Here is a 25,663-nt window from a genome sequence, read left to right on the forward strand (position 1 = left end):
CCGCTACCGCTGGCTGTGTTGAGCGAGGCCGCTGGCCGCCCCCGCTGGCAGCTGGTATCGGCTTGGCTGCTCTCGCTCGTGGCCAGCCTGTGGCTGGGCGTGGTGCAGCTTGATGGTGGCTGGTATGGCTTTCAGGTACACGCCGGTGAGCTGTCTTTTGTGCTGAGCATTTATCCGCCGCTGACGATCAGTACGCTGTGGGTGTTGTGTATCGGCTATGCCTGGGGGGCATCGCTAGCCTACCTTACCACCTTCATGGTGGGCATGTTGTCCGGTTTGCCGCTGGGCTGGGCGCTGGTGTTTGCCTTTGCCAACCCTCTGGGCTTGCTGGTGATGGCGCAGGTTTACCAGCATGTGCAGGTCAGCTATCTGCCGCGCACCCTGCCCGCGCTGATGTTTTTCATCACCATCAGTTTCATTTCCGGCATTGCCAGTGCCACCGGCTCGTTTATCTGGAGCTACTACAACGACTTGTCTGCGCTGGGGGCGTTTCAGGCCTGGCAGGGCTGGTGGGCCGGTAACTTTCTGCAGACCGTGGTGACGTGCGCGCCATTGCTGTTGCTACTGGCGCCACGGGTGATGCGCTGGCGCCAGCAACACTGGCCCCATTTTGGCCAGGCGCCCGCCATGGACCAGCGTTGGGCGTGGCTGGTGGCGCTGTTGTCGCTGGCGGGGGTCATTGCCTTTTTGTGGTTGTCGTTCATGCTGGCAGACCGCAGTGTCATGGCCTTGCCCGGTAGTAGTGCGCAGCAGTGGCAGCAGCGTGCCATGCTGTATCGTGATTCGGCCATGTCGGTGTACTGGGTCATGTCCGTGTTGTTGTTCGCCATGGTGTTTCTGGGTTACCGCTTTTTTACCCAGCGCACGTTGCAGCTACGCCAGGCCGCCGAGCGGGTGGCCTACGAGCGGGATCTGGCCCTGCGCCGCCAGGGCGAGGCCGAGGTGGCGCGTAATGCTTTGCACCAGCTCAACCAGGAGCTGGCAGCCCGCATTCGCGAAGTCGAGCTGCTGCAAGCGCAGCTGCGCGAGCAGGCCCTGCGCGACCCGCTCACCGGCCTGCACAACCGCCGTTACCTGCATCAGCGTTTGCCAGCCTTGCTGCTGTCGGCACAAACCGCCGGCCCGCAGCTGTGTGTGGTGCTGCTGGACCTGGACCATTTCAAGCGGGTAAACGACCAGCATGGCCACGCCACCGGTGACGCGGTGCTGCGGCATTTTGCTGCCCTGCTGCTGGCGGCGGTACGCCCTGCCGACGCGGTGGTGCGCTACGGTGGCGAGGAGTTCTTGCTGCTACTGCGCGGTTACCCTACGGAGCAGGTCGATGCTTTGCTGCGCGGCGTGCAGGCTGCGTTTGCTGCCAGCAGTATTGCGGTGCCCGACGGCCAGCTAAGCGGGCTGAGCTTTTCCGCCGGCATCACTTTCAGCCAGGGGGTGAGCGATAGCGAGGATAACTTGCTGCAGCAGGCGGACGATGCGCTATACCAGGCCAAGGCAGCCGGGCGGCACACCTGGCGGCAGTACCAGCCTTAGATCAAGGCCTGCGGCCAGCTTGGCCCTGCCCTGCTGTTGGCGGCCAACTATCGCACGGGGTTAGCGCCGGAAATAAGTGCTGCTTTGTTCAGGCTGCCATATCGATTCTTGGCATTTCTGTATATGATTTGTATTGGACAAATCATATAGGTCACGGCCATGCACACCTTCTGGATTACCGGCGCCAGCGGCGCGATCGGCAGCGCGCTGGCTCGGCGGCTATCGCCCGGCCACCGTCTGGTATTGAGCGCCCGGCGCGAGCCCGAGCTGGCGGCGCTGGCTGCCAGCCTGCCCGGCGAGGTGCTGTTGCGGCCGCTGGATACGCTGGATGCAGCCGCCGTGCGCGACACGGTGGCAGGGTTGGCCGCAGACGGCGTGGCGCTGACCGGCCTGGCCCACTGCGTAGGCAGCACGCTGATCCGCCCCTTGCATCTGACAGCCGAAGACGACGCCTGGCAGCTGATGCAGCACAACTGGCTGAGCGCCGTACACGTGCTCAAGGCTTTTGTGGCTGCGGCGCTCAAGCACAAGCAGCCCGCCAGCGCGGTGCTGGTGGGCTCGCTGGTGGCGCAGGCCGGCTTTCCCAACCACGAGGCCATCGCCAGCGCCAAGGCAGCCGTGGCGGCACTGGCACAAAGCACCGCCGCCAGCTACGCCGACCGTGGTATCCGCGTGAACTGCGTGCACCCGGGGCTGACGGTATCCGCGCTGTCGGCACGGCTCACCGGCACGCCGGAAGCCATCGCCCGCAACGCGCAGGCCAACCCGATGCAGCGCGTGGGCCAGGGTGACGATACCGCCGCGCTGATCGCTTTTCTGCTGTCGCCCGAGGCCGGCTGGATGACCGGCCAGAGTATCGGTGTAGACGGCGGCCACAGCGTGATTCACCCCCTGCCCAAGGCATGAGCTATAGCGTTGTCTGGTTCAAGCGCGATCTGCGCCTGGCCGACCACGCCCCGCTATGCGCGGCCGCCGCGCGCGGCCCCGTGCTATGCCTGTACGTGGTAGAGCCGGGGCTGTGGCAGCAGCCGGACGCCTCGGCGCGGCAATATCATTTTCTGCGCGAAAGCCTGCACGACCTGGCTGCGCAGCTGCGCGAGCGCGGCCTGCGGCTGTACGTGGCGGTGGGTGACATGGCCCAAGTGCTGACCCAGTTGTACGCGCAAGCGCCGTTCGACGCGCTGTTTGCCCACGAGGAAACCGGTAACGACTGGACCTACCGCCGCGACATCGCCGTGGCGCGCTGGTGTGCGGCCAACCGTGTGCACTGGCGCGAGTGGCCACAGTTTGGCGTGGTGCGTGGCGGCCTGAACCGCGACCACTGGCAGCCGCAGTGGGAAGCCTTGATGGCCGCCCCGCTGCTGCCGGTACCGCCGCTGCAGCAAGTGGCGCTCAGTTGGCCACCCGTGCACCTGCCGGGTGCGGCGGCACTGGGTTTGGGCGACGGCGACGCGCCTGGCCGGCAGCCCGGTGGCCGCACGGCGGCGCTGGCGGTGCTGGAGGATTTCCTGCTGGATCGCGCCGCGCAGTACCGTGGCGGCATCTCGTCGCCGCTGTCGGCGCCCAGCGCCTGCTCGCGTTTGTCGCCGTATCTGGCGCTGGGCTGTTTGTCGATGCGCGAGGTGGTACAAGCCAGCCGCGCCATGCTGGCGCAGCTGCACGGTGACGCCAGTGCCAGCCGCCGCGTGGCGGGCATCCGTGCCTTTATCAGCCGCCTGTACTGGCACTGCCATTTCATCCAGAAGCTGGAAAGCGAGCCGGCACTGGAATGGCGCAACCTGCACCGCGGCTACGACGGCCTGCGTGAAAACGACTGGGACGAGGCGCGCTTTGCCGCCTGGCGCGACGGGCGCACCGGCTGGCCGCTGGTGGATGCCTGCATCGCCATGCTGCGCCACACCGGCTGGCTGAACTTTCGCATGCGCGCCATGCTGGTGTCGGTGGCGGCCTACCCGCTGTGGCTGCACTGGCGGCCGGTGGGGCTGTGGCTGGCGCAGCAGTTTGTCGATTACGAACCGGGCATTCACTGGAGCCAGCTGCAGATGCAGTCCGGCACCACCGGCATCAATGTGCCGCGCATCTACAACCCGCTGAAGCAGGCGCGCGAGCACGACCCGCACGGCCGCTTTGTGCGGCAATGGCTGCCGCCGCTGCGCCGCGTGCCCGATGTGTGGCTGTTCGAGCCGTGGCGCATGCCGCCCGATATCCAGGCGCGCTGTGGCGTAGAGGTTGGCCGCGATATTCCGCAGCCGCTGGTGGACGTGGAAGCCGCCACCCGCGAGGCCAAGGCGCGGCTGTTTGCGCTGCGTGGCCGGCCAGAAGTACGCGCCGGCAAAGCCGCCATCGTGACGCGGCATGGCTCGCGCAAGCGCGGTGAGGCGCGTGGCCGCCGCCAGCCGCCGGCCACGCCCGGCCAGCTCAGCCTGGACTGGTAGCGTGCGCCCCGCCCCGTTGGCCGCCTGCACAAAACAACACGGCCGCGCCCTGTTGCCAGGGGCGGCCGTGTCGGTTAGCGCAAAATGCTTAAGCAGCAGCGATGGCGGCTTCGGCGGCGGCCAGGGCAGCAGCCTTGGCGTCCGGGCCCATGGCCACGCCTTCAGCGCGCACGAAGGACACGTCGGTAATGCCCAGGAAGCCCAGTACGGTCTTCAGGTAGTCTTCCTGGAAGTCCATTTGCTGGCCTTGTTCGTTGCTGTACACGCCACCACGGGCCGACACCACGTACACCTTCTTGCCACCGGCCAGGCCAACCGGGCCGGTTTCGGTGTACTTGAAGGTGCGGCCGGCCACGGCCACGCGGTCGATCCACGCTTTCAGCTGCGACGGTACGCCAAAGTTGTACATCGGAGCGCCGATCACCAGCACGTCGGCGGCCAGGAATTCGGCGATCAGTGCGTCGCTGCGGGCAGCTTCCGCTTGTTGCAGTGCGCTCCAGTCGGCTTTGTCGGTAAAGGCGGCACCCAGGATTTCGCCGGACAGGTGCGGAATCTCGTTGGCGGCCAGGTCGTGGTAGGTTACCTGCGCGCCGGCGTGGCGGGCGGTCAGGGTGTTAACCAGTGCCTGGGTCAGGCCGCGGGATACCGAGTTGGTGGCGAGGATGCTGGAATCGAGGTGCAGGATGTTCATGGTGCGGCTCCGTTTGGGGTGTGTGCCGCACGCTGCGGCGATGGGTGTACTGTAAATCTGCTACCAATCACGCACTAGATGGCTAGAATCGGATTCATTGTTCCACTGGCGAGACAATGTGATGCGAGACCTGAACGATTTGTTGTTTTTTGCCAAGGTAGTCGAGCACGGCGGCTTCAACGCCGCCAGCCGCCAGCTGGGTGTGCCCAAGTCGCGGCTGTCACGCCGCGTGGCCGAGCTGGAAGCGCGCATCGGCGTGCGCCTGCTACAGCGCACCACACGGCGGCTGGCGCTCACCGACGTGGGCGCGCAGTACTACCGCCACTGCCAGGCCATGCTGGCCGAGGCCGAGGCGGCCGAAGAAACCATCGCCCGCCACACCGCCGAGCCGCGTGGCCTGGTGCGCGTGAGCTGCCCGGAGCTGCTGGCCAAGACACTGCTGGCGCCGCTGCTGCCAGCTTTCATGGCGCGTTACCCGCAGGTACGCATCACGCTGGAAGTGACCGGCCGCCGCGTGGACCTGATCAACGACGGCATCGACGTGGCACTGCGCGTGCGGCAGCGGCTGGAAGACAGCGCGAGCATCGTGGCGCGCCCGCTGGCGCAAAGCGAGAGCGCGCTGGTGGCCAGCCCGGCGCTGATTGCGGCGCAGGGTTGGCCGCAACACCCGGCCGCCCTTACCGCCTGGCCGGCGCTGGTGATGAGCCGCCCCGACGGCCGTGGCGAGTGGCCGCTGTTGGACGAAGTCGGCCAGCTCACCCGGCTGGACATCGCCGAGCCGCGGCTGATGACCGACGACCTGCTGGTGCTGCGTGAAGCCGCCATCGCCAGCTGCGGCGTGGCACTGCTGCCGCTGATGGTGTGCCACGACGCGCTGGCCGACGGCCGCCTGCAACGCGTGCTGCCCGGCTACCGCACACCGGACGGCATCCTGCACGCCGCGTTTACCGGGCGCCGCCACCTGATACCGGCGGTGCGTTGTTTTATCGATTTTCTGGTGGAGGCGCTGCCGCCACAGCTGGCGCGCTGCGAAGGGCACGGCCTGCCGCTGCCCGGCTGAGTCCGCGATCACGGCGCTACTACCGTTGCAAGGAGAGCAAGCATGAAAATGCGCAAGAAAGCTGACCTGCCCAGCAAGGTGTGCGCCGCCTGCGGCCGCCCGTTTAGCTGGCGCAAAAAATGGCAGGCGGTGTGGGACGAGGTGAAGTACTGCTCCGACCGCTGCCGCCACACGCGCCGGAGCGCGTCATGAGCGCCGTAGCGTACTGGTTCCGCCACGACCTGCGCCTGGGCGACAACCCGGCGCTATGCCAGGCGCTGGCGCAGGCCGACACCCTGCTGCCGGTGGTATGCCTCGACGACAGCTGGCAGCCGCACTCGCCGTGGCCGTTTGCCCGCCTGTCACCGGCGCGGCAGCGGGTGCGCGCCGACGCCCTCGCCGCGCTGGACGCCGCCTTGCAAGCACGCGGCAGCCGCCTGCTGGTGCTGCACGGCGCGCCGCAGCAGGTGTTGCCGCCGCTCTTGGCGCGCCATGGCGTGCAGCGCATCGTGGCCGAGGACATCGCCGCGCCCGAGGAGCAAGCGCAGGTGGCCGCCTTGCGCCAGGCCGGGCTAACGGTAGACACCGTGTGGCAGAGCACGCTGCTGGACCCGGCCCGCCTGCCGTTTGCCCCCGACGCGCTGCCGGCCAGCTTTACCGTCTTCCGCCAGCGGGTGGAGGCCGCCGCGGTACGCCCGCCGGCACCGTTGGCCGCACCGGCCCAGCTGCCACCGCCACCTGCCGGCGTGGACTGGCAGCCGCTGCCGTACGTTGCCGCTGAGCCCGACCCGCGCAGCAGCCTGCCTTGGCACCAGCCCGCAGCGCACGCTGGCGAGGCGGCTGGCCTGGCGCATCTGCAGCAATACCTGGCGCGTGACCTGCCGCGCACTTACAAAGCCACCCGCAACGGCCTGATCGGGCAGGATTACTCCAGCAAGTGGTCGCTGTGGTTGGCACTGGGCAGTGTGTCGGCGCGCACGCTGTACGCCGCGCTGCAGGGCTACGAGGCGCAGCACGGCACCAGCGACGGCAGCTACTGGCTGTGGTTCGAGCTGCTGTGGCGCGATTACTTCCGCCTGCTGCATCGGCAGTACGGCGCCCGGCTGTACCGGGGCGGCGGCCTGCACGGCCTGCCGCCCGCGCCGATGGCGGCCGAGGCGTTTGCGCGCTGGTGCGAAGGCCGCACCGGCCATGCTTTTATCGATGCCGGCATGCGCGAGCTGGCCGCAAGCGGCTATCTGTCCAACCGCCTGCGCCAGAACGTGGCCAGTTATCTGATTCATGACCTGGGGGGCGATTGGCGTGCCGGCGCAGCGTGGTTCGAAGCGCAGCTGGTGGATTACGACGTGTACAGCAACCAGGGCAACTGGCTGTACCTGGCCGGGCGCGGCACCGACCCGCGCGGCAGCCGCCGCTTCAACCCCGATAAGCAAGCCGCCGACTACGACGCCGACGGCGCCTATCGCCGGCTATGGGGCAAACGCTAGCCGCTGCGGCCAACCCTGGGCGCTGGCAATAAAACCACAACCCGCCAGCGGGCTGCTTGCGGTAATGGCGGTACTGAAAGTAATGTATCAAAACGATACGTTACTTAAAGGACTGTTATGCACAACCGCTTTGACCAGTTCCGCCAGACCGCACTAGGCCGCCAGCTGGAGGCGCTGATCGACCACCCGCAGCGCTACACCGAATACGCCGCGTTGTCGCGTGCCGGCCTGCCCGCAGTCACCGCCATCGTGCACACGCTGCAGCGCTGCTTTCCCGAGCTGGACGCCGACCAGAGCGCGCGCCAGTTCTGCGGCGCCATGGTGGGCGAGGTGATGCGCCGCCACGGCCACGCGCTGCTGCGGCCGCGTGGCCGCGTGCCTGGCGGCTACTTTAGCTATGGCGCGGTGTGGTCGCCGCTGCCGGTGGCGCGCGACTTTGCCACCCTGCTGGCCGAGCTGGCCGCCATGCCGCAGCGCGTGGCCGACAAGCTGGCGGCGATACCGGCGGCGCGGCGTAGCGAACGCCCGGCCGGCACGGCCTTTAGCGCGCTGGAGCACGCCTGCCACCTGCGCGATCTGGACCGCGACGCGTTTCTGCCGCGCATCCACGCCATGCTGGCCAGCCCGCTGGCCGAGCTGCACGGTGTGAACGGTAGCGAATGGGCGCAGCAGCGCGGCTATCAGCAACAGGACTTTGCCGCCGCGCTGGCCGGCTTTTCCGAGGCACGGACCGCGCTGCTGGCGCAGCTGCGCACCTGCGGCGAAGCGGAGCAGGCACGGGTGGCGGTGTGGGAAGGCCAGCGCCGGTTGACGCTGGCCGAGCTGGTGGCCGACATGGCCGACCACGACGCGACGCACTTGCTGGAAATCGACGAGCTGCTGCTGGCGCTGGACGGCGTGGCGGTGTGAGGCGTGCGGCCAACGTTGGCCGCATCCGTTCAGGCGTACAGTGTGGCCAGGGTAGCGGCGCGTTCGGCGATGCCGTCGCCGTCGAACAGGCCGCCGATCACGGCGATGGCGTCGGCACCGGCCGCCACGACCTGGCCGGCGTTGTCGGTGGTGATGCCGCCGATGGCCACGCGCGGTACGCCCAGGCTGGCGGCGTCGGCAAACAGCGAGAGCGGCGCGTGCACGGCACCGGGCTTGGTGCCCGATGCAAACACGGCACCAAAGGCCACGTAGCTGGCACCGGCGGCCACGGCGCTGCGTGCCAGGTCCAGGCTGTTGTAGCAGCTGGCGCCGATGATGGCACCGTCGCCCAGGCGGGCGCGGGCGGCGGCGATGGCGTCGTCGTCGCGCCCCAGGTGCACGCCGTCGGCGCGGATGGCTTCTGCCAGGGCGACGTCGTCGTTCACGATAAACAGCGCGCCGCGGCTTTGCGCCAGGCTTTTCAGGATATTGGCTTGCCACAGGCGGCGCACGGCGTCGCTGCCTTTGTTACGGTACTGCAGGATGCGTGCGCCGCCGTCCAGCGCGGCGCTGACTTGCTCGATCAGCTGTTCGCTGTTGTCGGTATCGGGGGTAATGGCGTACAGGCCGCGGATCATGGTGTCTCGGTGTCCTTGTTATCGTCTTCGCTGGCATCGTCGTTGGCCCAGAACAGGCGATCGGGAATGTACTGGCCCATGCCGGGGCGAAAGCCGTAGCGCAGCGCCTGCCAGGTGAAATCCTGTGCTTCTTTTACCGCCTCGGGCACGGCCAGGCCGCGTGCCACCAGGCCGGCAATGGCCGAGGCCAGCGTGCAGCCAGAGCCGTGGAAGCTGCCGTTCAGCCGTGGCCAGGTGTCGGCGCGAATCTCGCCGGCCAGGTCGTACAGGCGGTTTTCCACGTCGCGCGTGGCTTCGTGGGTGCCGGTGATGAACACGTAGTCGCAGCCCAGGCGGGTCAGGCGCTTGGCGCAGTCGGCAATGCTGAGGCTTTCTTCGTCTTCGTCATCGTTGGCCGCCAGCCGGCGGGCTTCCACGCTATTGGGCGTGAGCACGGTAACTTGCGGCAGCAGCACGTCGCGCAGGACGTGGATCAGCTCCTCGCGCGATAGCTCGTCGCCACGGCCGCTGGCCAGTACCGGGTCGTAGATCAGCGGGATGTCGGGGTAGTCGCTGGCCAGCTCGGCAATGGCCACAGCGTTGTCGATGCTGCCTATCATGCCCACCTTGAACGCCGCTACCGGCATGTCTTCCAGCACGGCGCGGGCCTGGTCCAGCACCCATTCGTCGTCGATGACCATGAAATCCTGCACCCCGCGCGTATCCTGCACGGTAATGGCGGTAATCACCGATAAAGGGTGGCAGCCCATGCTGGCCAGGGTAAGGATATCGGCCTGGATGCCGGCGCCACCGGTAGGGTCAGACCCGGCCAGGGTCAGCACGATGGGGGGGAGCGGGTTGTCAGGGCTCAAGGCTTGACCTCTTTTCTCGCAGCTGGATTTACAATAGGGGCAATGCGGTGTGCCGCGCGGCGATTGTAACGCGCCCCCATGACTTCATATTACTCTTTCAAAGGCTAACGCTATGCAAACCTGGATGTGTCTGATCTGCGGCTTTATCTACGACGAAGCGGCAGGCCGCCCCGAAGACGGTATCGCGCCGGGTACCAAGTGGGAAGACGTGCCCATGAACTGGACCTGCCCCGATTGTGACGCCCGCAAGGACGACTTTGAAATGATGGCTTTCTGAGCCCTCTGCAAGCTGAAAGGCAAACCACCATGAACAAGCTGGCTACCCGCACCGCTACCGCCCTGCTTCTGGCTGCTACGCTGGCAGGCTGTGTCAACACTACTTCCAGCGGCGAGGTAGGCGTCAAGCGCAAACAGTTCGTGCTGCTGTCGTCGCAAGAGGTAGACCAGCAGTCTGCCCTGGCCTATAGCCAGGAGCTGGCCAAGGCCAAACAGGCTGGTGCACTGAACGCCAATGCGGCGACCACGCGCCGTGTGCGCGCCATTTCCGACCGTCTGATCCGCCAGGTAGGTGCCTTCCGCCTGGACGCCATGAAATGGCAGTGGGAGGTAAACGTGGCCAGCGTGGACGAGCTGAACGCCTACTGCATGGCCGGTGGCAAGATCATGGTGTACACCGGCCTCATCGATAAGCTGAAAACCACCGACGACGAGCTGGCCACGGTGATTGGTCACGAGATTGCCCACGCCCTGCGCGAACACAGCCGCGAAGGCATGAGCGAGGCCTACGCCAAGCAGGCCGGCCTGAATATCGTGGGCCAGCTGGCCGGGCTGTCGCAGACGTCCATGCAGTTGGCCGCACTGGCGACCGACGTGGCGCTGTCCAAACCGCATAGCCGCGTGATGGAAACCGAAGCCGACACCATTGGCCTGGAGCTGATGGCGCGTGCCGGCTACAACCCGCAAGCCTCGGTATCGCTGTGGCAAAAGATGAAGCAAGCCGGTGGCGACAGCGGCCCGAGCTTCATGTCGACCCACCCGTCGGGCGACGCGCGTATTGGCGAGCTGCAGCGTCTGATCCCCAAAGTCATGCCGCTGTATCAGGCCGCCAAACGCTAAGGCTGCGTTTCACGTGAAACTTACCCCCGCCCGGCTGGCCGAACTGCAAGCTTGTGCGCTGGCGCTACCCGGTGCCCGCCGCGAGCTGCTGTGGGACGGCGTGACGGTACTGAAGGTGGAAGGCAAGATGTTTGCCACCTTCGTGGCCGACGTGCTGGCCTACAAGGTAGCCGATGCCGATTTCCTGGCGCTGTCCGGCCTGCCCGGCGTGCGCCCGGCCCCCTATCTGGCACGGGCGCACTGGATCAGCGTGGGCGATACCGCCGCGCTGAGCCTGGCCGATTTGCAGGCAGGGTTGGCCGCATCGCACCGGCTGGTGCTTTCCAAACTCCCCAAGAAAGTACGCACCGCGTACGGACTGTGACCATGGCCTACTTGTATATCAAGGCGTTTCACCTGTTTTTTGTCATCTCGTGGTTTGCCGGCCTGTTTTACCTGCCACGGCTGTTTGTGAACCTGGCCATGGCCGCGCCAGGTGCCGAGTACGACCGCCTGCTGCTGATGTCGCACAAGCTGCTGCGTTTCATGACCCCGCTGGGCGTGCTGGCCATGGCGCTGGGCCTGGTGCTGTGGCTGGGCTACGGCGTAAGCGGTGGCTGGCTGCACGCCAAGCTTGCGCTGGTGGCCGGCCTGATTGCCTATCACGGCTACTGCTTCAAGCTGCAGCGCGATTTTATCGCCCGGCAAAACACGCGCAGCCACGTGTGGTTCCGCTTCTTTAACGAGCTGCCGGTGCTGGTGCTGCTGGCGGTGCTGATTCTTGTGATCGTGAAACCGTTCTGATGAAACTGCTGCTTCCCGTAATACTGGCCACCCTGCTGGCCGGCTGCCAGCGCGACGACTGTACCGACGGCGTGTTTGTGCTGTCCGGCACTGACTGGGGCGATACCCCGGCCGCCACTACCGCCGCCCTGCCCGGCAAGCTGCTGCCCGGCCAGGTCCCCCCCGGCTTGCAGCGCGCCAGCGACGGCCACTACCCCGGCACCAAGGCTTACTGCAGCGTGCTGGCAGCGCGTAGCGACTACAGCGACGCGCTCAAAGGCGGCCGCCTGCAGCCAGGCCAGCCCTGGCATGTGTACCGGCTGGACGCCCGTTGGCCGCAAGACGTCTACCCTTACCGCGAGGCCGACTGGCGCCTGAAAGCCCCGGCCCGCCCCATCAAGAAAGAGGAATCCCATGGCAGTGGAAATTGAACGCCGTTACCGCGTGAACGGTGAGGCCTGGCGTGGCCTGGCCGAGGGCGTGCGCTACCGGCAGGGTTACCTGTCGGTAGAAAAAGAACGCACCGTGCGCGTGCGCGTGGTGGGCGATCAGGCCTGGCTCACGCTGAAAGGCCAGATCAGCGAGATCAGCCGCCACGAGTTCGAATACCCCATTCCGGTGGCCGAGGCGCAAACCATCATGGACGCCATGTGCCCGATGGTGGTGGACAAGCTGCGCTACCGCATCGACATGGGCGGCTTTGTATGGGAAGTGGACGAGTTCTTCGGTGAAAACGCCGGTCTGGTGCTGGCCGAGATCGAGCTGCCGTCGGAAGACACCGCATTCGACAAACCGGCCTGGCTGGGCGAAGAAGTTACCTTCGACGGCCGCTTTACCAACGCCTACCTGTCAAAGAATCCGTTTAGCCGCTGGTAAGCGGCTTTGGCAAACAGGCCGCCACCCCTGTGGGCTGGCGGCTTTTTCATGCCTGCTGTTCAGGCACAGGTTGGCCGATGGCGGCCAGGGCGCGGCCAAACAGCGTGGCCAGCGCGCGCGCCTGCGGGTGCTGGCTGCCCGGCGGCCGGTACACCGCCAGCGGCACGGTACCCAGCGCGGGCAGGCGCGGGTGGCGCAGTACGATGCTGTCTGGCGGCGCGGTGTCCGGCAGCAGGCCGGCCACGCCCAGGCCCGCGCGTACCGCCGCCTGTACCGCCGGCAGGCTGGCGCTTTCAAACACGATGCGCCATGGCTGGCCGGCCTGGTCCAGCGCCGCCAGCATGCGGTCGCGCCAGCTGCACGGCGGCGCAAACATCACCAGCGGTAGCGCGCCGTCCGGCAGCGTGAAATAGCGGTCGGCGTACCAGTGCAGCGGGCAGCCGTGGGTTTCGTCGGCCACCACCGCGGCCGGCTGCTGCGGCAATGGCGTACACACCATGATGTCCAGCTCGCCCTGCGCCAGCGCCGGGAACAGCCCCTTGCTCAGCCCTAGCTGCACCGATAGCCGCAGGCCGGGCTGGTGCGCGGCGAAATCGGCCAGCACCTGCGGCAAGCAGCTGCCGGCCAGGTCTTCCAGCAGGCCGATGCGTAGTGGCGCGCTGTCGGCGTCGGCGCTGGTGTAGTGGCCGGTCATGCCGTCGGTCAGCGCCAGCAGGCGGCGGGCGTGCGGCAGCAGGCGCTCGCCGGCGGCGGTCAGCACCACGCCGCGTGTGCTGCGCTGTAGCAGGCTATTGCCCAGCAGCTGTTCCAGCTTGCGTAGCTGCAAGCTCAGCGCCGGCTGGGTCTTGTTTAGCTGTTGCGCGGCGCGGTTGATGCTGCCGTGGTTCACGATGCTGACAAAGCTGCGCAGCAGGCTGGTGTCGAGGTCCATGGTTATAAGCCTTGCTTATGATTGTGCTCGAAAAAGGCAGTCTACCTATAGCCAGGGTTGGCCGCTAGCATGGGCCATCATCCCCCCTACTGGAGCGCACCATGTATCTGGCTGCCCTGTTGCTGGCCGTTGCCGGCTCGATTGTTTACCACCTGTCCATCAAGCAGATCCCGGCCGGGATCAACCCTTTCTTGACGCTGGCCATCAGCTATGGCCTGGCCATGCTGGTGTGCCTGGTGGCGCTGCCTTTTGTGGCCGGCAGCCGCCAGCTGGGCGCGCTGGACTGGAGCAGCGCCGGCGTGGCGCTGGGCATTCTCGGTATCGAGCTGGGTTTCCTGCTGGCTTACCGTGCGGGCGGCAGTATGGGCGTGGCCGGGCTGAGCAGCACGGCGCTGAGTACCTTGCTATTGCTGCCGCTGGGTTACTGGCTGTTTCGCGAAACCCTGTCCTGGCCACGGCTGGCCGGTGCCGGGCTGAGCCTGACCGGCTTGTGGCTGATGTTGCAGAAGTAGGCCGCAGCCTTGCGGCAGGGTTGGCCGCAGAGTGTGCAGGCGTGCATTGCCGCTGCCCCTGCGCTACCTTGTCGGCAGTCCCCTTTGCTGGAGCCCTACCATGCCTTATCTCGCCACCTATTCCCCCGATGCCCCCGAGCGCGCTGCGCTGGACGCCCTGCCCGGCCCTGTTTTGCTGGAGTTTGGCGCGGGCTGGTGCCCGCATTGCCAGGCGGCACAGCCGGCTATCGAACAGCTGGTGCAACAGGCGCCGCAGTGGCAACACATCAAGGTGGAAGACGGTGCCGGGCGCCGCCTGGGGCGTACTTTTCGCGTCAAGCTGTGGCCCACGCTGATCCTGCTGCACGGTGGCGTAGAGCTGGGCCGCGTGGTACAGCCAACCTCCAGCGCCGAGCTGGTGCCGCTGCTGGCCTTGCTGCCCGCCGCGGGCTAGGCCGCTAGCGCACCGAACGCTGCGTTTCTGCCCGGTGGTGGCCTTGCGCGCCGATTTGCCGGACAATCCTGCCCTAAGAGCCTGTTCAAAGTCTTTTCACGGCAGCGGCCAGTGACTACCGGATGCAGCGCCAGGAGAAGTGCCCGCCGCAGTGTCATTCACTGCCAGGGCGCTTCGACACCGCGATGCGCCGGTAGCCACCGGCCCCGCAGGGCTGGCCTGGCAAACCGCCATCTGCGGCGTTGGCCGCCTTGGCCTTGGAATGACCAAGGCCGGCAGCGTCCGCCTGGCATCTGACCCTTTGCCAGGCCAGCGCTGTCGCTAAAAGACCTTGAACAGGCTCTAACACAGACGCCCGTTGCAGGGCGCGGCGCCGCCATGGCCAGGACTGTGCTGCGGCGGCTGGATACAGGTCAACGTCTGCGCCGCGACGTTGCCGTATCCTGACCGACAGGATTTTGCCGGGTAGCGTGCGCTGCCCGATGCCCCATTAGCCCGTGCGGCGTGTGACGCCGCCAGAAAGGAATACGATGTCCCGCAATCTCGAGCTGTTTGAACGTGGCAAGCAGGTAATCCCCGGCGGCGTGAACTCGCCGGTGCGTGCCTTTGGTCAGGTAGGCGGTACCCCGCGCTTTGTGAAGCGCGCCGAAGGGGCCTACTTCTGGGACGCCGACGACAAGCAGTACCTGGACTACGTGGGCAGCTGGGGCCCGGCCATCCTGGGCCACGCCCACCCCGAGGTGGTGAAGGCAGTGCAGGATGCGGCCGTGGGCGGCCTGTCTTTTGGCGCGCCGACTGAAGGCGAGATCGAGATCGCCGAGGAAATCTGCAAGCTGCTGCCGTCGGTACAGCAGGTGCGCCTGGTCAGCTCGGGTACCGAAGCCACCATGAGCGCCATCCGCCTGGCGCGTGGCTTTACCGGCCGCGACCTGATCGTGAAATTCGAAGGCTGCTACCACGGCCACTCTGACAGCCTCCTGGTCAAAGCCGGCTCCGGCCTGCTGACCTTTGGCAACCCGTCGTCCGGCGGCGTACCGGCCGACTGCACCAAGCACACGCTGGTGCTGCAGTACAACGACGTGCAGCAGCTGGCCGACACCTTCAAGGAGCTGGGCGACAAGATTGCCTGCGTGATCCTGGAGCCGATCGCCGGCAATATGAACCTGATCAAGCCGTCGGCTGAGTTTGTGCAGGCGCTGCGCAGCCTCACCGAGCAGCACGGCGCGGTGCTGATTTACGACGAGGTGATGACCGGCTTCCGCGTGGGCCTGCAGTGCGCGCAAGGCCTGCACGGCATTACCCCGGACCTCACCACCCTGGGCAAGGTAGTGGGCGGCGGCATGCCGCTGGCGGCATTTGGCGGCCGCGCCGACATCATGGCCAAAATCGCCCCGCTGGGTAATGTGTACCAGGCCGGTACGCTGTCGGGTAACCCGCTGTCGGTGGCTGCGGGTCTGGCCACGCTGCGCCTGATCCAGCAGCCGGGTTTCCACGACACCTTGGGCCAGCGTAGCGCCAGGTTGGCCGCAGGCCTGGCCGACGCCGCCCGCGCCGCGGGCGTGCCGATGACCACCGACAGCGTGGGCGGCATGTTCGGCTTTTACTTTAGCGACCGTGTGCCCACCAGCTATGCCGAAGCCACGCAGTGCGATATCCCGCGCTTCAAGGCGTTTTTCCACGCCATGCTGGAAGAAGGCGTGTACCTGGCACCGTCCGCTTACGAAGCCGGCTTTACCTCGATTGCGCACACCGATGCCCTGATCGACGACACCATCGCCGCCGCCGCCCGCGCCTTGGCACGTATCTGATCGCGGCCCTGCGCTCAAGCGTCGTACCCAGACACCCCGCCCTGTCTCAGCGCGGGGTGTCTGTTTTGCTGCACCGCGCATTGGCCGTGGCAGGCCGCCCGCGCTTGCCGTAGTATTACGGGTTTGTCTAACCCGCAGGCGTGGCTGCACCTTGGCCGCCGTGCCTGTTTAATTTGAATAATGGCTGATAAAACAGCGCTGCCCGAATATGGCCTTTTACCGGTGGGCAGCCGCTTATTTCAGCCATTGTTTATCAGGCTTACATGACTGCGCTTTCCACCGACTTTACGCTGGACACCCTGCCCGCCCACACCATGGCTGTGCTGCACGCGCTGGCTCTGCTGCCCTCGGGCGAGTCCAAGGCGGCGCTGCTGGCCCTGCTGCAGCTGAACCTGATCCGCGACGAACACGGCAAAGCCGTCAATGGCGACAAGCTAGGGGTGATCCTGGGCGACCTGGAGCACCGCGGCGCCATTGTGCGTACCGCCGGCCTGCCCTACCGTATTGCCCCGCCCGCCCGTAACGCCGTATTGCTGCAGCTGATGGGCGAACAGGGTGAGCTGTCGGCCTGGGCCGAGCTGTTGTGCGAACACCTGCCGCTACCGCGTAACCAGTGGGACGTACCCAGCGCCACCGCCATCCAGCTGCGCCTGTGGCTGGCCATTTTGCAGGGCAAGGCCGAGCCTACCCAGCAGTGGCTGGCGCAGTACCAGCAGCTGATGCAGGCCGGTGGTGCCACCCCGCAGCCGCCGTTCAAGCGCCTGTTCGCCAACGCCGCCGGCCGCCAGCTGTTCGACCGCCTGGACGACGACATCCAGGTGCTGCTGCTGCAAGACTACCTGCCCGACGCCAACTGGCGGCTGGACCACTTTGCCGAAGGCTACCGCTATGCGCTGTCGCGGCTGGACGACGGCTACCGCGACTGGGACGACCTTACTGCCCAGCTGCTGCTGCAGGGCGTCTGGCGTGCCGATTTCGAGCTGGTACGCCAGCCGGGCGCCGAGGGCGACGGCCTGCCGGTAGCGCGCCTGTGCTACCTGCCGGTACTGCAAGGCCGCTTTGCCGAGGCGCTGTCCATGCTGGACGACTGGCTGGCCGATATCCGCGCGCAAACCAAAAAGCGCACGGTAGACCTGCCCGCGCCGCTGACCGCGTTTTACTGCCTGGCGCTGATCGGCAGCCAAGACAAGGCGCGCCAGCCGCAGCTCAAGCAGGCCATTGCCAGCGCCATCAAGCAGCGTTACGGCCATAGCTATTACGTGCTGCAGCATCTGCTGCTGCTGCAGGAAGGCGGCGCGCTATCGGCCAAGCTGCAGCTGCCGGACGCCAGCGCCCTGTCGGGCATGGATGGCCTGCTGCTGGCCCTGGGTGCGTTCTGGCTGGACGTGAACCAGGCGCGCACCCCGGCCTGGCAGGCGGCGCTGGCCAGCTTCCGCGACCAGATGTTCGAAGAAGGCTATGTCTGGGTGGCCGAAGAGTTGGCCGCTCTGCTGGAGCGCCAGTTTGGCGAACGCCGCGCCCACCCGCGCTGGCACGCCGAGCGTGGCCTGATACCGCTGGTGGCCGCCTACCAGCGCCAGGAAGCCTGGCAGCACGCGCTCAACGCGCTGAAGCTGCTGGGTGCCGGAAAATCCCCCGAAGGCAAGGCAAACGTGGATAGCAAACAAACCCGGCTGGCGTGGCTGCTCACGCTGGCCCCGCACGGCGCCCTGCTGGAGCCGCGCGAACAAAAGCTGGGGGCAAAGAGCCAGTGGAGCAAAGGCCGCGCCGTGGCGCTGCGCCGCCTGCTGGACGAGCCGGAAAGCTTTGATTACCTGCAAGAGCCAGACCGCCAGCTGCTGCGCTACATCCGCAGCCATCACGACCAGCACCACTATTCCAGCAACAGCGCCTGGGAGCTGGACGCCGAAAAGGCGCTGCCCTTCCTGATCGGCCACCCGGCCATGTTCTGGGGCGATGCGCCCGATGTGCACATCGACGTGGTCGCCGGCAGCGTGGCGCTGCAGCTGCAAGAGCGCGACGGGCAGATCCGCCTGCGCCTGTCGCCGGCCAAAATCACCGCCGACAGCGAAGTGGTGTGGGAAAAAGACACCCCCACCCGGCTGATGGTGTACAGCGTGAGCCGCGAGGTACGCCAGATCGCTGCCATTCTGGGGCGCGAGCTCACCGTGCCGGTAGCGGCCAAAGCGCAGCTGGTAGAAGCCGTGACCAGCATCGCCCCGCTGGTGCCCATCCATTCCGACCTGCCAGAGTTGGCCGCCAATGTGGACGCCGTGCCGGCCGATGGCACGCTGTACGCCCACCTGCTGCCGCTGGCGCAGGGCCTGCGCATGCAGCTCTTGGTGCGCCCGCTGCCTGGCGGTAGCTGGAGCCGCCCCGGCCAGGGCTTGGAAACCATCGTGGGCGAGCTGGACGGCCGTACCGTGCAGACCCAGCGCCGCCTGAAAGCCGAAAAAGCCGCGCTGCAAAAAGTGCTGGACGCCTGCCCCGGCCTGGCAGCCGCCGAAAGCGACGGCCAGGAATGGCAGCTGCCGGACCCGCAAAGCGCGCTGCAAGTGCTGTCCGAGCTGCAGGCGCTGGACGCCAGCCTGCTGGCCTGTGTGTGGCCGGAAGGCGAACGCATGCGCATCAAGGGCCGCCGTGGTCTGCCGCAGCTGGCCATGGGCCTGAAACAGCAAGGCGACTGGTTCGTGCTGAACGGCCAGCTCAAGCTGGACGATGGCCGCGTGCTGCAGCTTAAAGAGCTGCTGGCGCTGGTGCAAAACCAGCCGGGCCGCTTCCTGCAGCTGGGCGACGAAGACTGGCTGGCGCTGACCGACGTGATGAAAAAACGCCTGGACGAGCTGGCCCTGCTGGCCGACCACGTGGGCAAAGACGGCGTGTACCTGTCGGCCCTGAATGCCCCGCTGCTGGCCGAGCTGGCTGGCGAGGTGGGCGAGTTCGATGCCGACGACGCCTGGCAGCAACAGTTGGCCGCACTGGACAGCCTGCGCGACTACCAGCCGCAGGTGCCGTCCACGCTGCAAGCCACGCTGCGCGATTATCAGCAGGAAGGCTACGCCTGGATGTCGCGCCTGGCACGCTGGGGCGTGGGCGCCTGCCTGGCCGACGATATGGGCCTGGGCAAGACGGTGCAAACCCTGGCCCTGCTGCTGGAGCGTGCACCGGATGGCCCGCAGCTGGTGGTGGCGCCGACCTCGGTAGCACTGAACTGGATCGCCGAAGCCGCGCGCTTTGCCCCCACGCTGAAAGTGCGCGCCTACCAGCAGCAGCGCACGCTGGTGGGGCTGGACGCCATGGACCTGGTGATCGTCAGCTACGGCCTGCTGCAGCAAGACGCCGACGCCTTCGCCACCGTGCCGTGGCAAACCGTGGTGCTGGACGAGGCGCAAGCCATCAAGAATGCCGGCACCAAGCGCTCGCAAGCGGCGATGAACCTGCAGGCCGGCTTCCGTCTGGCCGCCAGCGGCACCCCGGTAGAAAACCACCTGGGCGAGCTGTGGAACCTGTTCCGCTTTGTGAACCCCGGCCTGCTGGGCAGCCAGGAACGCTTTGCCCAGCGCTTTGCCACACCGATAGAGCGCGGCGATAAAAACGCCCGCCGTGCGCTCAAACAGCTGATCCAGCCGTTCATCCTGCGCCGTACCAAGACCCAGGTGCTGGACGAGTTGCCACCGCGTACCGAAATCACCCGCAAGGTACCGCTGTCTGCCGACGAGCTGCACCTGTACGAAGCCATGCGCCAGCAAGCGGTAGAAAAGCTGGACGAGCTGCAAGGCGAGGACGGCAAGCAGATGCAGGTGCTGGCCGAGATCACCCGCCTGCGCCGCTTCTGTTGCCACCCCAAGCTGGCGTTGCCGGAATCCACGCTGTCCGGCAGCAAGCTGGCCGCCTTTGCCGACATCGCCGACGAGCTGCTGCAAAACGGCCACAAGGCGCTGGTGTTCAGCCAGTTTGTCGACCACCTGGCGATCGTGCGCCAGCTGCTGGACGAGCGCGGTGTGCGCTACCAGTACCTGGATGGTTCTACCCCGGCGCGCGAGCGCAAGGCGCGGGTGGATGCTTTCCAGAAAGGCGAAGGCGATATCTTCCTGATCAGCCTGAAAGCTGGCGGCACCGGCCTGAACCTGACCGCAGCCGACTACGTGATCCACCTGGACCCGTGGTGGAACCCGGCGGTGGAAGACCAGGCCAGCGACCGTGCCTACCGCATGGGCCAGCTGCGCCCGGTCACCATCTACCGTCTGGTGGCCGAGCACACCATCGAAGAACAGATCGTCGCCCTGCACCACGCCAAGCGCGACCTGGCCGACAGCTTGCTGTCCGGTGGCGATATCAGCGCCAAGCTGGACGCCGAGGCGCTGCTGGCACTGCTGAAAGGTGAAGCGGGCTAATCGCGACGTCACAGCCTGGCCTGCAAATCACCCCTGCCGCTCATTCTTCCGGATGGGCGGTATTTTTTTGCCTGTTATCCGGTAGGCGTGGCTACCCTCGATACGAGGCAAGCAGGCTGACCAACTCGTCACGAAATGGGCCGGCAGGTAACGCGAATACACACCAGGTTGGCCGCATTGTGTGACACCCAGCGTGGCCGCGGCGCCACCAGTAGCCACGCCAAGCGCGGCTTACAGCGGAAAAGCGCGTGTGTGATTTGTATGATTTATTTGCATGTTAATACATCGAGGAAGTAAAGGCACACATACCAATGTATGTTTTTGTGTGAGCAAATTGTATTATTGTGTGATGGCCCCGTATGTCGCACCGTCACCGCATGCTTAGCCTTTGTTGCGTATGGGTAATTGCCACGCCGTCGCGTGTGTGCCCGTAAGGGGTTGTGTGATTTGTTGCAAAACCCATACACACACATGATTGCGGTGTGTGTATTTATTGTATTAATACTGCGCCATCTGTATGATTGCTGTTTTTCGCCACCTGCCGGAGCCTGCCATGTCTGTATTGCCTGACTTTGAAAGTGCCGAATTCGCCCCCGCGCTGAAAGCCATCCGCAAACAGCTGCAGCTGTCCCGTACCGCCCTGGCCGCGCAGGTGGGCTTGTCTACCGCCGCTATCCAGCGCTACGAAGCACAGGATGGCAGCAATATCAAACCCAGCCGCGATGCCTACGAGCGGCTGTGCAAAGTGCTGGCCGATTTGCTCCAGCACAGCCCCGCGCCGGCCGCCGTCACCCCGCCTGCGGCCAGCCCCGTCACGCCTCTTGCATTACCCCCTGTTGTGCGCAGCGAGCCGCTGCTGGCCCCCGGTATTTTGCTGGCCGATGCCACGCTGGAGCAGCTGATTGCACGCGCCAAGTCCATGGGCGCCAAGAAAGTCACCATCGAGTTTTAACGCGCTGGCTGCCACACCGCAGGCCAGGCCATATTGTGTGACGCAAAGTGTGACAATTGTGTGTTTTCAGCGCTTTGTATGATTCGTGACGCCCTGTGTCACAAAATGAATCGTCCCGACCCAACCCGCAGTTTGCCCTGAATGGGCATGATGACTATGTCAAACGGGTTATCCGGCGGTAGACTGTCAGGTTTCTATAAGCCTGCCTGTGACCACGCTGCCGATGACTGACCCCTCATCTTCTACCGAAGACCTGATCCAGCAAGCCAATACCCTGCACGCTAGCGACCTGCTGCAGGCGCAGCGCTATGCCGAGCTGGCCGTGGTGCGTGCCGAAGGCCAGGCCTTGCTGCGCGCGCAGGCTTTGCAGATTCGTGGCCGCATCTACAGCTCGCGCGGTTTGCTGGGGCCGGCACTGGAAGATGCTCTGGCGGCCCGCCAGCTGTTTGCCCAGCTGGGCGATGATTTCAGTGTGGCGGTACAGGATGCACTGATCGGCAACGTGTATGTGCACGAAGGCCTGTTTACCGACGCCCTTACCCTCTACCTGCAAGCCCTGCCGCATATCGAGCAGTTGCCGTCCAGCGAGTGGCACACCCGGCTGCTGAATAACCTGGGCTACGCCTATGTGCAGATCAAGATGGCCGACAAGGCCGCGCCGTTTATCGAGCGCTGCGTGGCGCTGGCGCGGCAGCACGGGCACCAGCACACTCTGGCCATGGCGCTGGACAGCCTGGCGCGGGCCTATATGCAGCAAGGCAAGTTTGCCGAGGCACGCCAGCTGCTGGGCGAGGCGCTGTTTCTGTTTAGCGCCACCGATACCAAGGGTTACGAGTCGCTGTGCGAGCTGTACCTGAGCTACGCCAGCAGCGAAGCTGGCCTGGGCAACCTGCCCGAGGCCCTGCACCTGCTGGACAAGGTGCAAGCACTGGCGCGTGAACACGGTCGGCTGCGCCAGGAGGCCGACGCGCTCTACCGCGCCGGTGCGCTGTACCGCCAGCACGGCCGCTGCGAGGCGGCGCTGGGCAAGCTGATGCAGGCGCTGGCGCTGTTGTCGCTGCACGATATGCGCAGTGCGCTGCACGAATGCGACTACGAAGCTGCCATGTGCTACCAGGCGCTGGGCGATTACCAGCTGGCGTTCGAGCATTTCCAGCGCTTTCATCAGGGCCGTGAGCGGGTGTTTACCCAGCAGTTCGAGGCGCGCATGAAGCATGTGGAGTTGATGTTCCGCCTGCATCAGGCCGAGCGCGAGCGCGAGTACTACCGGGAAACCAGCCATAACCTGGCGCGCGAGGTGGAGCGGCGCAGTGCGCGCCTGCAGGCTGCCGAGCAGCAGGCCAACACCGATATGCTGACCGGCCTGCCCAACCGCCACCATTTCTGGCCGCGTGCCGATACCATCCTGAGCCAGGCGGCGCGCTGGAGCAGCCTGGTGCTGGTGGATGCCGACCATTTCAAGCGGGTAAACGACACCTTTGGTCACCTGGCTGGCGACCAGGTGCTGCGGCGTATTGGCGAGCTGTTGGCCGCACTGGCCCGCCCGCAAGACCTGTACTGCCGCTTTGGTGGTGAAGAGTTTGTGCTGCTGTTGCCCGACACCCGTGCGGCCGAGGCGGCGTTGCTGGCCGAACAGTTGCTGCAACAGTTGGCCGCAAGCGCCTTCAGCCTGCTGCCTGGCCATCAGGTCACACTCAGCGCCGGGGTGGCCGAGCTGTATGCCGATGGCGCATCGGGTGGCAAGCAGCGCTTGCGTGCCTTGCTGGGTGCGGCCGACCAGGCGCTGTACCGCGCCAAGGATGGCGGCCGGCACCAGGTGTGCCTGGCCAGCGTGCAGGGGGCTGGCCAGCCTTAGTGCGGCGGAGCCCTCCTGATGTTGCTGCCGTTTTGCCTGCTACCCGGCTTGGCTGCGTTGGTACGTGCTGGTGTTGCCGGGGTAGGGTATGTCGTGATGGCGATCAGGCGTGTGGAAAGCCGGGGTTCCACGCGACTTCCCACAAAAAACCGTCCGGGTCGCGAAAGTAGCCGCTGCGCCCGCCCCAGAACACGTCTTCTGCCGGTTTGACGATGCTGGCACCGCGTGCGGCCAACTCGGCCAGCAGCGTGTCTACCTGATGCTTTTCGTGCACATTGTGCGCCAGCGTAAAACCGGGAAACGCAGCGGGCGGGCTGTCCGCCACGGTGGCGTCTTCGGCCAGTGCTGCGCGCGGGTACAGCGATAGCCAGGTTGTGCCCAGCTTGAAAAATGCCACGCCCGCGTCGTCCGGCATGGGTACCTGCGGCAGCTGCAGCACATCGCGGTAAAACGCGGTGGCGCGGGCCAGGTCGGCCACGCCCAGGGTGACAAAGCTCAGTCTTGCTTCCATGGTGTTTCCTTTTCGGTCTGTTCAATGCCTGCTTGGGCGGTGGCCGCCTGCTGCCGCCTGCCGTGTGAAGGGAAGCGCCCGTCACCGTGTCATGCACTGCCGTGGCGCTGTTTCAGGGTTGGCCGCTGTCCTAGCGGTGCCACGGCTGGTGGGTTTCGCGGTGCAGGCGTGCACGGGCGGCGTCCCCCGCATCGCTGTGCTGCAAAAAGGCGTCCAGCGATACCTGAGCCGGCCACGTGGCTGTGCCGGGCTGTAGCCGGGCGATGCGATCGATGCGGAAGTGGCGATAATCGCCCCGTAGCAGGCACCAGGCGCCCAGGGTCCAGCGGTCGCCCCAGAAGAACAGCCCCAGCGGGGCCACCTCGCGCAAGGTGGCGTTGCCGGCTTCGTCGCGGTAGTGCAGCTGCAGGCAATGCCGGGCCTCGCAGGCGTGGCGCAGCGCTGGTAGCTGCGTGAGCGGGTAGCTGCCGGCGGGGGGCACAAACAGCGGCGCGGCGGTGAGCCCGGCGCTACCCAGCACGGCATGGATCTTGGCCAGCGCACTGGCGGCGGCCTGCGCGGTGGCGCTGTCGGCCCAGGCGCTGAGCATGCGCGCGCCCACTTCCAGTGCGGCCAGCTCGTCGGCGGCAAAGCTCAGCGGCGGCGGGGTAAAGCCGGCTTCCAGCCAGTAGCCTTCCCCGGCCTCGCCATTCACCGGTGCACCGCTGGCCAGCAGGTCGGCCATATCGCGGTACACCGTGCGCTGCGATACCTCCAGCCACTGCGCCAGTTGCGCGGCGGTGGTGCGCCGCCGTCCGCGCAGCAGCAACAGGATCTGCATCAGGCGGTCAGCGCGGCGCATCTTGCTTTGCCAGTGTCAGGATGGCGGCGATGCTGGCCCGTGCTTGCGGGCTGTTCTGCCAGCAGCGGCTGCGCAGCAGGCCGGCTATTTGCTGGCAGATGTCTTGCGCATCGGCCCCGGCTAGCTGCGCTAGCGAGGTATAGCCCAGCTGTGCCAGCCGGCTGATAACCGTCGGGCCCACGCCTTTCAGTGCCAGCATGGCGTCGTGTTCGTGTGCGGGGAACGGCATGGCGCTCTCTTGGGTCGTTGTGCTTGGCGGCAGTGTGATGCCCATGGCGTAGGCAATCAAGGCAAAATCATCGGCGCTGATGGCCAGGTGCCCATAGCGGAAAGGGTAGCCCCAACGCGCGGGGTTTTCTATAAATGAAAGCCGCAGTAGCAAGGGGCGGATAGCCGCCGGCTGGCCGGCCAGCCAGTGGATGTCGCGCCGCCACGGCACAAAGCCTTCGCCCATGGCGACCTGGTACGCGCCACCGTCGGCCACGTAGCCCAGCGCGGTGAACTGCTGGCACGGTTCGCGGCCCTGCAGGGTGTGCACTGGCGAGTAGTACACCAGGCCATCACCGGGCTGCATGCGCGCCAGCGGTGCCTGTTTGCCGTGGCAGAGCTGCGCAAAGCCGCCGGCCAGGCCGCGGCCAACGTGCTCGCTGCAGGCCACGCCTATCCAGTAGCGCGGCGGGCGGGGGGCGATGCCGCCCAGGACGCCCTGGCGGCTCATGGCGCTTGTTGCTGCCACGCCGCCTGCAGGTAGGCGGCCACCTGTTTGCGGCCAACCTCGTCCAGGCTGTGCAGCTTGATGTGGCGGCGCAGCTTGCCGCTGCCTTCCAGTACCTGGTGCGGGTCGGCCAGCGCTGCCCCGGCGCTGAATTCCAGCGACACGTGGGCACGGTAGGCAAACAGCCCGCAGAACGGTTGCTGGTCGGCAAACAGGATGCCGCCGTATTTGATGTCTTCCTGTATGCCGGGGGCGAGCGCCAGGATGTGCTGGCGTACTGCCAGCAGGATGGCGTGTTGCGCTGGCTGCTGCTGGCTGATATCGAGCAGCCATTGCTGTGTGCGGGAAACGGTGTGCGACATGACGGGTACCTGCGG

27 protein-coding genes are annotated in these 25,663 nt (G+C 66.3%); 19 read left to right on the forward strand and 8 right to left on the reverse strand.

The features are described from left to right. The first annotated feature begins 18 nt into the window (after positions 1-18). The 3 genes from ACZ9XP_RS09010 to ACZ9XP_RS09020 all read left to right on the forward strand — a co-directional run bounded on the left by ACZ9XP_RS09010 (position 19) and on the right by ACZ9XP_RS09020 (position 3,965). On the forward strand, positions 19-1,530 hold the full coding sequence (locus ACZ9XP_RS09010) for a diguanylate cyclase (RefSeq protein WP_170253687.1): 1,512 nt from the start codon (positions 19-21) through the stop codon (positions 1,528-1,530). 159 nt (positions 1,531-1,689) lie between these two features. Continuing rightward, positions 1,690-2,436 carry an SDR family oxidoreductase gene (locus ACZ9XP_RS09015; RefSeq protein WP_147686440.1) on the forward strand — a complete coding sequence of 249 codons (747 nt, stop codon included), beginning with the start codon at positions 1,690-1,692 and terminating at the stop codon, positions 2,434-2,436. Continuing rightward, positions 2,433-3,965 carry a cryptochrome/photolyase family protein gene (locus ACZ9XP_RS09020; protein ID WP_147686437.1) on the forward strand — a complete coding sequence of 511 codons (1,533 nt, stop codon included), beginning with the start codon at positions 2,433-2,435 and terminating at the stop codon, positions 3,963-3,965. The genes ACZ9XP_RS09015 and ACZ9XP_RS09020 overlap by 4 nt, the downstream gene beginning before the upstream one ends. Before the next feature lie 88 nt (positions 3,966-4,053). Here the strand turns inward: ACZ9XP_RS09020 and ACZ9XP_RS09025 are convergent, their stop codons facing one another. Next, positions 4,054-4,656: an FMN-dependent NADH-azoreductase gene (locus tag ACZ9XP_RS09025; protein ID WP_147686435.1), complete on the reverse strand. Its 603-nt coding sequence runs from the start codon at positions 4,654-4,656 to the stop codon at positions 4,054-4,056. A 121-nt stretch (positions 4,657-4,777) separates the two neighbouring features. Here ACZ9XP_RS09025 and ACZ9XP_RS09030 point away from each other — a divergent pair, with 121 nt between their 5' ends. The 4 genes from ACZ9XP_RS09030 to ACZ9XP_RS09045 all read left to right on the forward strand — a co-directional run bounded on the left by ACZ9XP_RS09030 (position 4,778) and on the right by ACZ9XP_RS09045 (position 8,091). Beyond that, entirely contained in the window at positions 4,778-5,716 is a 939-nt protein-coding gene (locus ACZ9XP_RS09030; protein ID WP_147686433.1) for a LysR substrate-binding domain-containing protein, read from the forward strand. 42 nt (positions 5,717-5,758) lie between these two features. Then, complete coding sequence (locus ACZ9XP_RS09035) at positions 5,759-5,908, forward strand: DUF2256 domain-containing protein (protein WP_017507755.1); 150 nt, start codon at positions 5,759-5,761, stop codon at positions 5,906-5,908. Next, positions 5,905-7,182 (forward strand): DASH family cryptochrome, encoded by a 1,278-nt coding sequence (locus ACZ9XP_RS09040; RefSeq protein ID WP_147686430.1) that lies wholly within the window; start codon positions 5,905-5,907, stop codon positions 7,180-7,182. The genes ACZ9XP_RS09035 and ACZ9XP_RS09040 overlap by 4 nt, the downstream gene beginning before the upstream one ends. 117 nt (positions 7,183-7,299) lie before the next feature. Next, entirely contained in the window at positions 7,300-8,091 is a 792-nt protein-coding gene (locus tag ACZ9XP_RS09045; protein ID WP_147686428.1) for a DinB family protein, read from the forward strand. 29 nt (positions 8,092-8,120) lie between these two features. Here the strand turns inward: ACZ9XP_RS09045 and thiE are convergent, their stop codons facing one another. Together thiE and thiD are read right to left on the reverse strand one after the other, a co-directional pair. Further along, positions 8,121-8,729, reverse strand: a complete 609-nt coding sequence (gene thiE, locus ACZ9XP_RS09050; RefSeq protein ID WP_147686426.1) for a thiamine phosphate synthase — start codon at positions 8,727-8,729, stop codon at positions 8,121-8,123. Then, the gene (gene thiD / locus ACZ9XP_RS09055; protein ID WP_147686424.1) at positions 8,726-9,580 is read right to left on the reverse strand and encodes a bifunctional hydroxymethylpyrimidine kinase/phosphomethylpyrimidine kinase; all 855 of its coding nucleotides are present in this window, start codon (positions 9,578-9,580) and stop codon (positions 8,726-8,728) included. The genes thiE and thiD overlap by 4 nt, the downstream gene beginning before the upstream one ends. Positions 9,581-9,692: 112 nt before the next feature. Between thiD and ACZ9XP_RS09060 the strand changes: the two genes are divergently transcribed. Genes ACZ9XP_RS09060 through ACZ9XP_RS09085 form a run of 6 tightly spaced genes read left to right on the forward strand, consistent with a single transcriptional unit; the run spans position 9,693 to position 12,334 of the window. After that, the gene (locus tag ACZ9XP_RS09060) at positions 9,693-9,857 is read left to right on the forward strand and encodes a rubredoxin (protein WP_026107757.1); all 165 of its coding nucleotides are present in this window, start codon (positions 9,693-9,695) and stop codon (positions 9,855-9,857) included. 29 nt (positions 9,858-9,886) lie between these two features. Further along, positions 9,887-10,696 carry a M48 family metallopeptidase gene (locus tag ACZ9XP_RS09065; RefSeq protein WP_147686422.1) on the forward strand — a complete coding sequence of 270 codons (810 nt, stop codon included), beginning with the start codon at positions 9,887-9,889 and terminating at the stop codon, positions 10,694-10,696. A 13-nt stretch (positions 10,697-10,709) separates the two neighbouring features. Then, a complete protein-coding gene (locus tag ACZ9XP_RS09070; protein ID WP_465188303.1) occupies positions 10,710-11,060 on the forward strand; it encodes an MmcQ/YjbR family DNA-binding protein in 351 nt (116 codons plus the stop codon). A 2-nt stretch (positions 11,061-11,062) separates the two neighbouring features. Beyond that, positions 11,063-11,479: a CopD family protein gene (locus tag ACZ9XP_RS09075; RefSeq protein ID WP_147686418.1), complete on the forward strand. Its 417-nt coding sequence runs from the start codon at positions 11,063-11,065 to the stop codon at positions 11,477-11,479. Beyond that, positions 11,479-11,889: a DVU_2496 family lipoprotein gene (locus tag ACZ9XP_RS09080; RefSeq protein WP_147686416.1), complete on the forward strand. Its 411-nt coding sequence runs from the start codon at positions 11,479-11,481 to the stop codon at positions 11,887-11,889. The genes ACZ9XP_RS09075 and ACZ9XP_RS09080 overlap by 1 nt, the downstream gene beginning before the upstream one ends. Beyond that, positions 11,873-12,334 carry a CYTH domain-containing protein gene (locus ACZ9XP_RS09085; protein WP_147686414.1) on the forward strand — a complete coding sequence of 154 codons (462 nt, stop codon included), beginning with the start codon at positions 11,873-11,875 and terminating at the stop codon, positions 12,332-12,334. Before ACZ9XP_RS09080 ends, ACZ9XP_RS09085 begins: the two co-directional genes overlap by 17 nt. A 46-nt stretch (positions 12,335-12,380) precedes the next feature. Here ACZ9XP_RS09085 and ACZ9XP_RS09090 read toward each other — a convergent pair whose 3' ends face one another. After that, entirely contained in the window at positions 12,381-13,265 is an 885-nt protein-coding gene (locus ACZ9XP_RS09090; protein ID WP_147686412.1) for a LysR substrate-binding domain-containing protein, read from the reverse strand. Between the two features lie 101 nt (positions 13,266-13,366). Here ACZ9XP_RS09090 and ACZ9XP_RS09095 point away from each other — a divergent pair, with 101 nt between their 5' ends. The 6 genes from ACZ9XP_RS09095 (at position 13,367) to ACZ9XP_RS09120 (ending at position 23,219) form a co-directional block, all read left to right on the forward strand. Further along, positions 13,367-13,777, forward strand: a complete 411-nt coding sequence (locus ACZ9XP_RS09095) for an EamA family transporter (RefSeq protein ID WP_147686410.1) — start codon at positions 13,367-13,369, stop codon at positions 13,775-13,777. Between the two features lie 100 nt (positions 13,778-13,877). Beyond that, the gene (locus ACZ9XP_RS09100) at positions 13,878-14,210 is read left to right on the forward strand and encodes a thioredoxin family protein (protein WP_147686407.1); all 333 of its coding nucleotides are present in this window, start codon (positions 13,878-13,880) and stop codon (positions 14,208-14,210) included. A gap of 530 nt (positions 14,211-14,740) precedes the next feature. Continuing rightward, positions 14,741-16,018: a glutamate-1-semialdehyde 2,1-aminomutase gene (gene hemL, locus ACZ9XP_RS09105; RefSeq protein ID WP_147686405.1), complete on the forward strand. Its 1,278-nt coding sequence runs from the start codon at positions 14,741-14,743 to the stop codon at positions 16,016-16,018. A 263-nt stretch (positions 16,019-16,281) separates the two neighbouring features. Continuing rightward, on the forward strand, positions 16,282-20,412 hold the full coding sequence (locus tag ACZ9XP_RS09110) for a DEAD/DEAH box helicase (RefSeq protein WP_465188304.1): 4,131 nt from the start codon (positions 16,282-16,284) through the stop codon (positions 20,410-20,412). A 553-nt stretch (positions 20,413-20,965) separates the two neighbouring features. Next, positions 20,966-21,364 carry a helix-turn-helix domain-containing protein gene (locus ACZ9XP_RS09115; protein ID WP_147686401.1) on the forward strand — a complete coding sequence of 133 codons (399 nt, stop codon included), beginning with the start codon at positions 20,966-20,968 and terminating at the stop codon, positions 21,362-21,364. Between the two features lie 223 nt (positions 21,365-21,587). After that, the gene (locus ACZ9XP_RS09120) at positions 21,588-23,219 is read left to right on the forward strand and encodes a diguanylate cyclase (protein WP_465188305.1); all 1,632 of its coding nucleotides are present in this window, start codon (positions 21,588-21,590) and stop codon (positions 23,217-23,219) included. A 103-nt stretch (positions 23,220-23,322) separates the two neighbouring features. Here ACZ9XP_RS09120 and ACZ9XP_RS09125 read toward each other — a convergent pair whose 3' ends face one another. The 4 genes from ACZ9XP_RS09125 to ACZ9XP_RS09140 all read right to left on the reverse strand — a co-directional run bounded on the left by ACZ9XP_RS09125 (position 23,323) and on the right by ACZ9XP_RS09140 (position 25,648). Next, positions 23,323-23,730 (reverse strand): VOC family protein, encoded by a 408-nt coding sequence (locus ACZ9XP_RS09125; protein ID WP_465188306.1) that lies wholly within the window; start codon positions 23,728-23,730, stop codon positions 23,323-23,325. Between the two features lie 130 nt (positions 23,731-23,860). After that, positions 23,861-24,571, reverse strand: a complete 711-nt coding sequence (locus tag ACZ9XP_RS09130; protein ID WP_465188307.1) for a helix-turn-helix transcriptional regulator — start codon at positions 24,569-24,571, stop codon at positions 23,861-23,863. Then, entirely contained in the window at positions 24,558-25,289 is a 732-nt protein-coding gene (locus ACZ9XP_RS09135; RefSeq protein WP_465188308.1) for an EVE domain-containing protein, read from the reverse strand. The genes ACZ9XP_RS09130 and ACZ9XP_RS09135 overlap by 14 nt, the downstream gene beginning before the upstream one ends. After that, positions 25,286-25,648 carry a DUF1801 domain-containing protein gene (locus ACZ9XP_RS09140; RefSeq protein WP_147686389.1) on the reverse strand — a complete coding sequence of 121 codons (363 nt, stop codon included), beginning with the start codon at positions 25,646-25,648 and terminating at the stop codon, positions 25,286-25,288. Before ACZ9XP_RS09140 ends, ACZ9XP_RS09135 begins: the two co-directional genes overlap by 4 nt. Positions 25,649-25,663 lie beyond the last annotated feature (15 nt).

Source organism: Vogesella perlucida, assembly GCF_979366545.1.

What these genes read in the sequence shown, in the direction of transcription:
- ACZ9XP_RS09015 (WP_147686440.1), top strand. Translation starts at nt 1,690, where the DNA reads ATGCACACCTTCTGGATTACCGGCGCCAGCGGCGCGATCGGCAGCGCG.
- ACZ9XP_RS09020 (WP_147686437.1), top strand. Translation starts at nt 2,433, where the DNA reads ATGAGCTATAGCGTTGTCTGGTTCAAGCGCGATCTGCGCCTGGCCGAC.
- ACZ9XP_RS09025 (WP_147686435.1), bottom strand. Translation starts at nt 4,656, where the DNA reads ATGAACATCCTGCACCTCGATTCCAGCATCCTCGCCACCAACTCGGTA.
- ACZ9XP_RS09030 (WP_147686433.1), top strand. Translation starts at nt 4,778, where the DNA reads ATGCGAGACCTGAACGATTTGTTGTTTTTTGCCAAGGTAGTCGAGCAC.
- ACZ9XP_RS09035 (WP_017507755.1), top strand. Translation starts at nt 5,759, where the DNA reads ATGAAAATGCGCAAGAAAGCTGACCTGCCCAGCAAGGTGTGCGCCGCC.
- ACZ9XP_RS09040 (WP_147686430.1), top strand. Translation starts at nt 5,905, where the DNA reads ATGAGCGCCGTAGCGTACTGGTTCCGCCACGACCTGCGCCTGGGCGAC.
- ACZ9XP_RS09045 (WP_147686428.1), top strand. Translation starts at nt 7,300, where the DNA reads ATGCACAACCGCTTTGACCAGTTCCGCCAGACCGCACTAGGCCGCCAG.
- thiE (WP_147686426.1), bottom strand. Translation starts at nt 8,729, where the DNA reads ATGATCCGCGGCCTGTACGCCATTACCCCCGATACCGACAACAGCGAA.
- ACZ9XP_RS09060 (WP_026107757.1), top strand. Translation starts at nt 9,693, where the DNA reads ATGCAAACCTGGATGTGTCTGATCTGCGGCTTTATCTACGACGAAGCG.
- ACZ9XP_RS09065 (WP_147686422.1), top strand. Translation starts at nt 9,887, where the DNA reads ATGAACAAGCTGGCTACCCGCACCGCTACCGCCCTGCTTCTGGCTGCT.
- ACZ9XP_RS09075 (WP_147686418.1), top strand. Translation starts at nt 11,063, where the DNA reads ATGGCCTACTTGTATATCAAGGCGTTTCACCTGTTTTTTGTCATCTCG.
- ACZ9XP_RS09080 (WP_147686416.1), top strand. Translation starts at nt 11,479, where the DNA reads ATGAAACTGCTGCTTCCCGTAATACTGGCCACCCTGCTGGCCGGCTGC.
- ACZ9XP_RS09085 (WP_147686414.1), top strand. Translation starts at nt 11,873, where the DNA reads ATGGCAGTGGAAATTGAACGCCGTTACCGCGTGAACGGTGAGGCCTGG.
- ACZ9XP_RS09090 (WP_147686412.1), bottom strand. Translation starts at nt 13,265, where the DNA reads ATGGACCTCGACACCAGCCTGCTGCGCAGCTTTGTCAGCATCGTGAAC.
- ACZ9XP_RS09095 (WP_147686410.1), top strand. Translation starts at nt 13,367, where the DNA reads ATGTATCTGGCTGCCCTGTTGCTGGCCGTTGCCGGCTCGATTGTTTAC.
- ACZ9XP_RS09100 (WP_147686407.1), top strand. Translation starts at nt 13,878, where the DNA reads ATGCCTTATCTCGCCACCTATTCCCCCGATGCCCCCGAGCGCGCTGCG.
- hemL (WP_147686405.1), top strand. Translation starts at nt 14,741, where the DNA reads ATGTCCCGCAATCTCGAGCTGTTTGAACGTGGCAAGCAGGTAATCCCC.
- ACZ9XP_RS09110 (WP_465188304.1), top strand. Translation starts at nt 16,282, where the DNA reads ATGACTGCGCTTTCCACCGACTTTACGCTGGACACCCTGCCCGCCCAC.
- ACZ9XP_RS09115 (WP_147686401.1), top strand. Translation starts at nt 20,966, where the DNA reads ATGTCTGTATTGCCTGACTTTGAAAGTGCCGAATTCGCCCCCGCGCTG.
- ACZ9XP_RS09120 (WP_465188305.1), top strand. Translation starts at nt 21,588, where the DNA reads ATGACTGACCCCTCATCTTCTACCGAAGACCTGATCCAGCAAGCCAAT.
- ACZ9XP_RS09125 (WP_465188306.1), bottom strand. Translation starts at nt 23,730, where the DNA reads ATGGAAGCAAGACTGAGCTTTGTCACCCTGGGCGTGGCCGACCTGGCC.
- ACZ9XP_RS09130 (WP_465188307.1), bottom strand. Translation starts at nt 24,571, where the DNA reads ATGCGCCGCGCTGACCGCCTGATGCAGATCCTGTTGCTGCTGCGCGGA.
- ACZ9XP_RS09135 (WP_465188308.1), bottom strand. Translation starts at nt 25,289, where the DNA reads ATGAGCCGCCAGGGCGTCCTGGGCGGCATCGCCCCCCGCCCGCCGCGC.
- ACZ9XP_RS09140 (WP_147686389.1), bottom strand. Translation starts at nt 25,648, where the DNA reads ATGTCGCACACCGTTTCCCGCACACAGCAATGGCTGCTCGATATCAGC.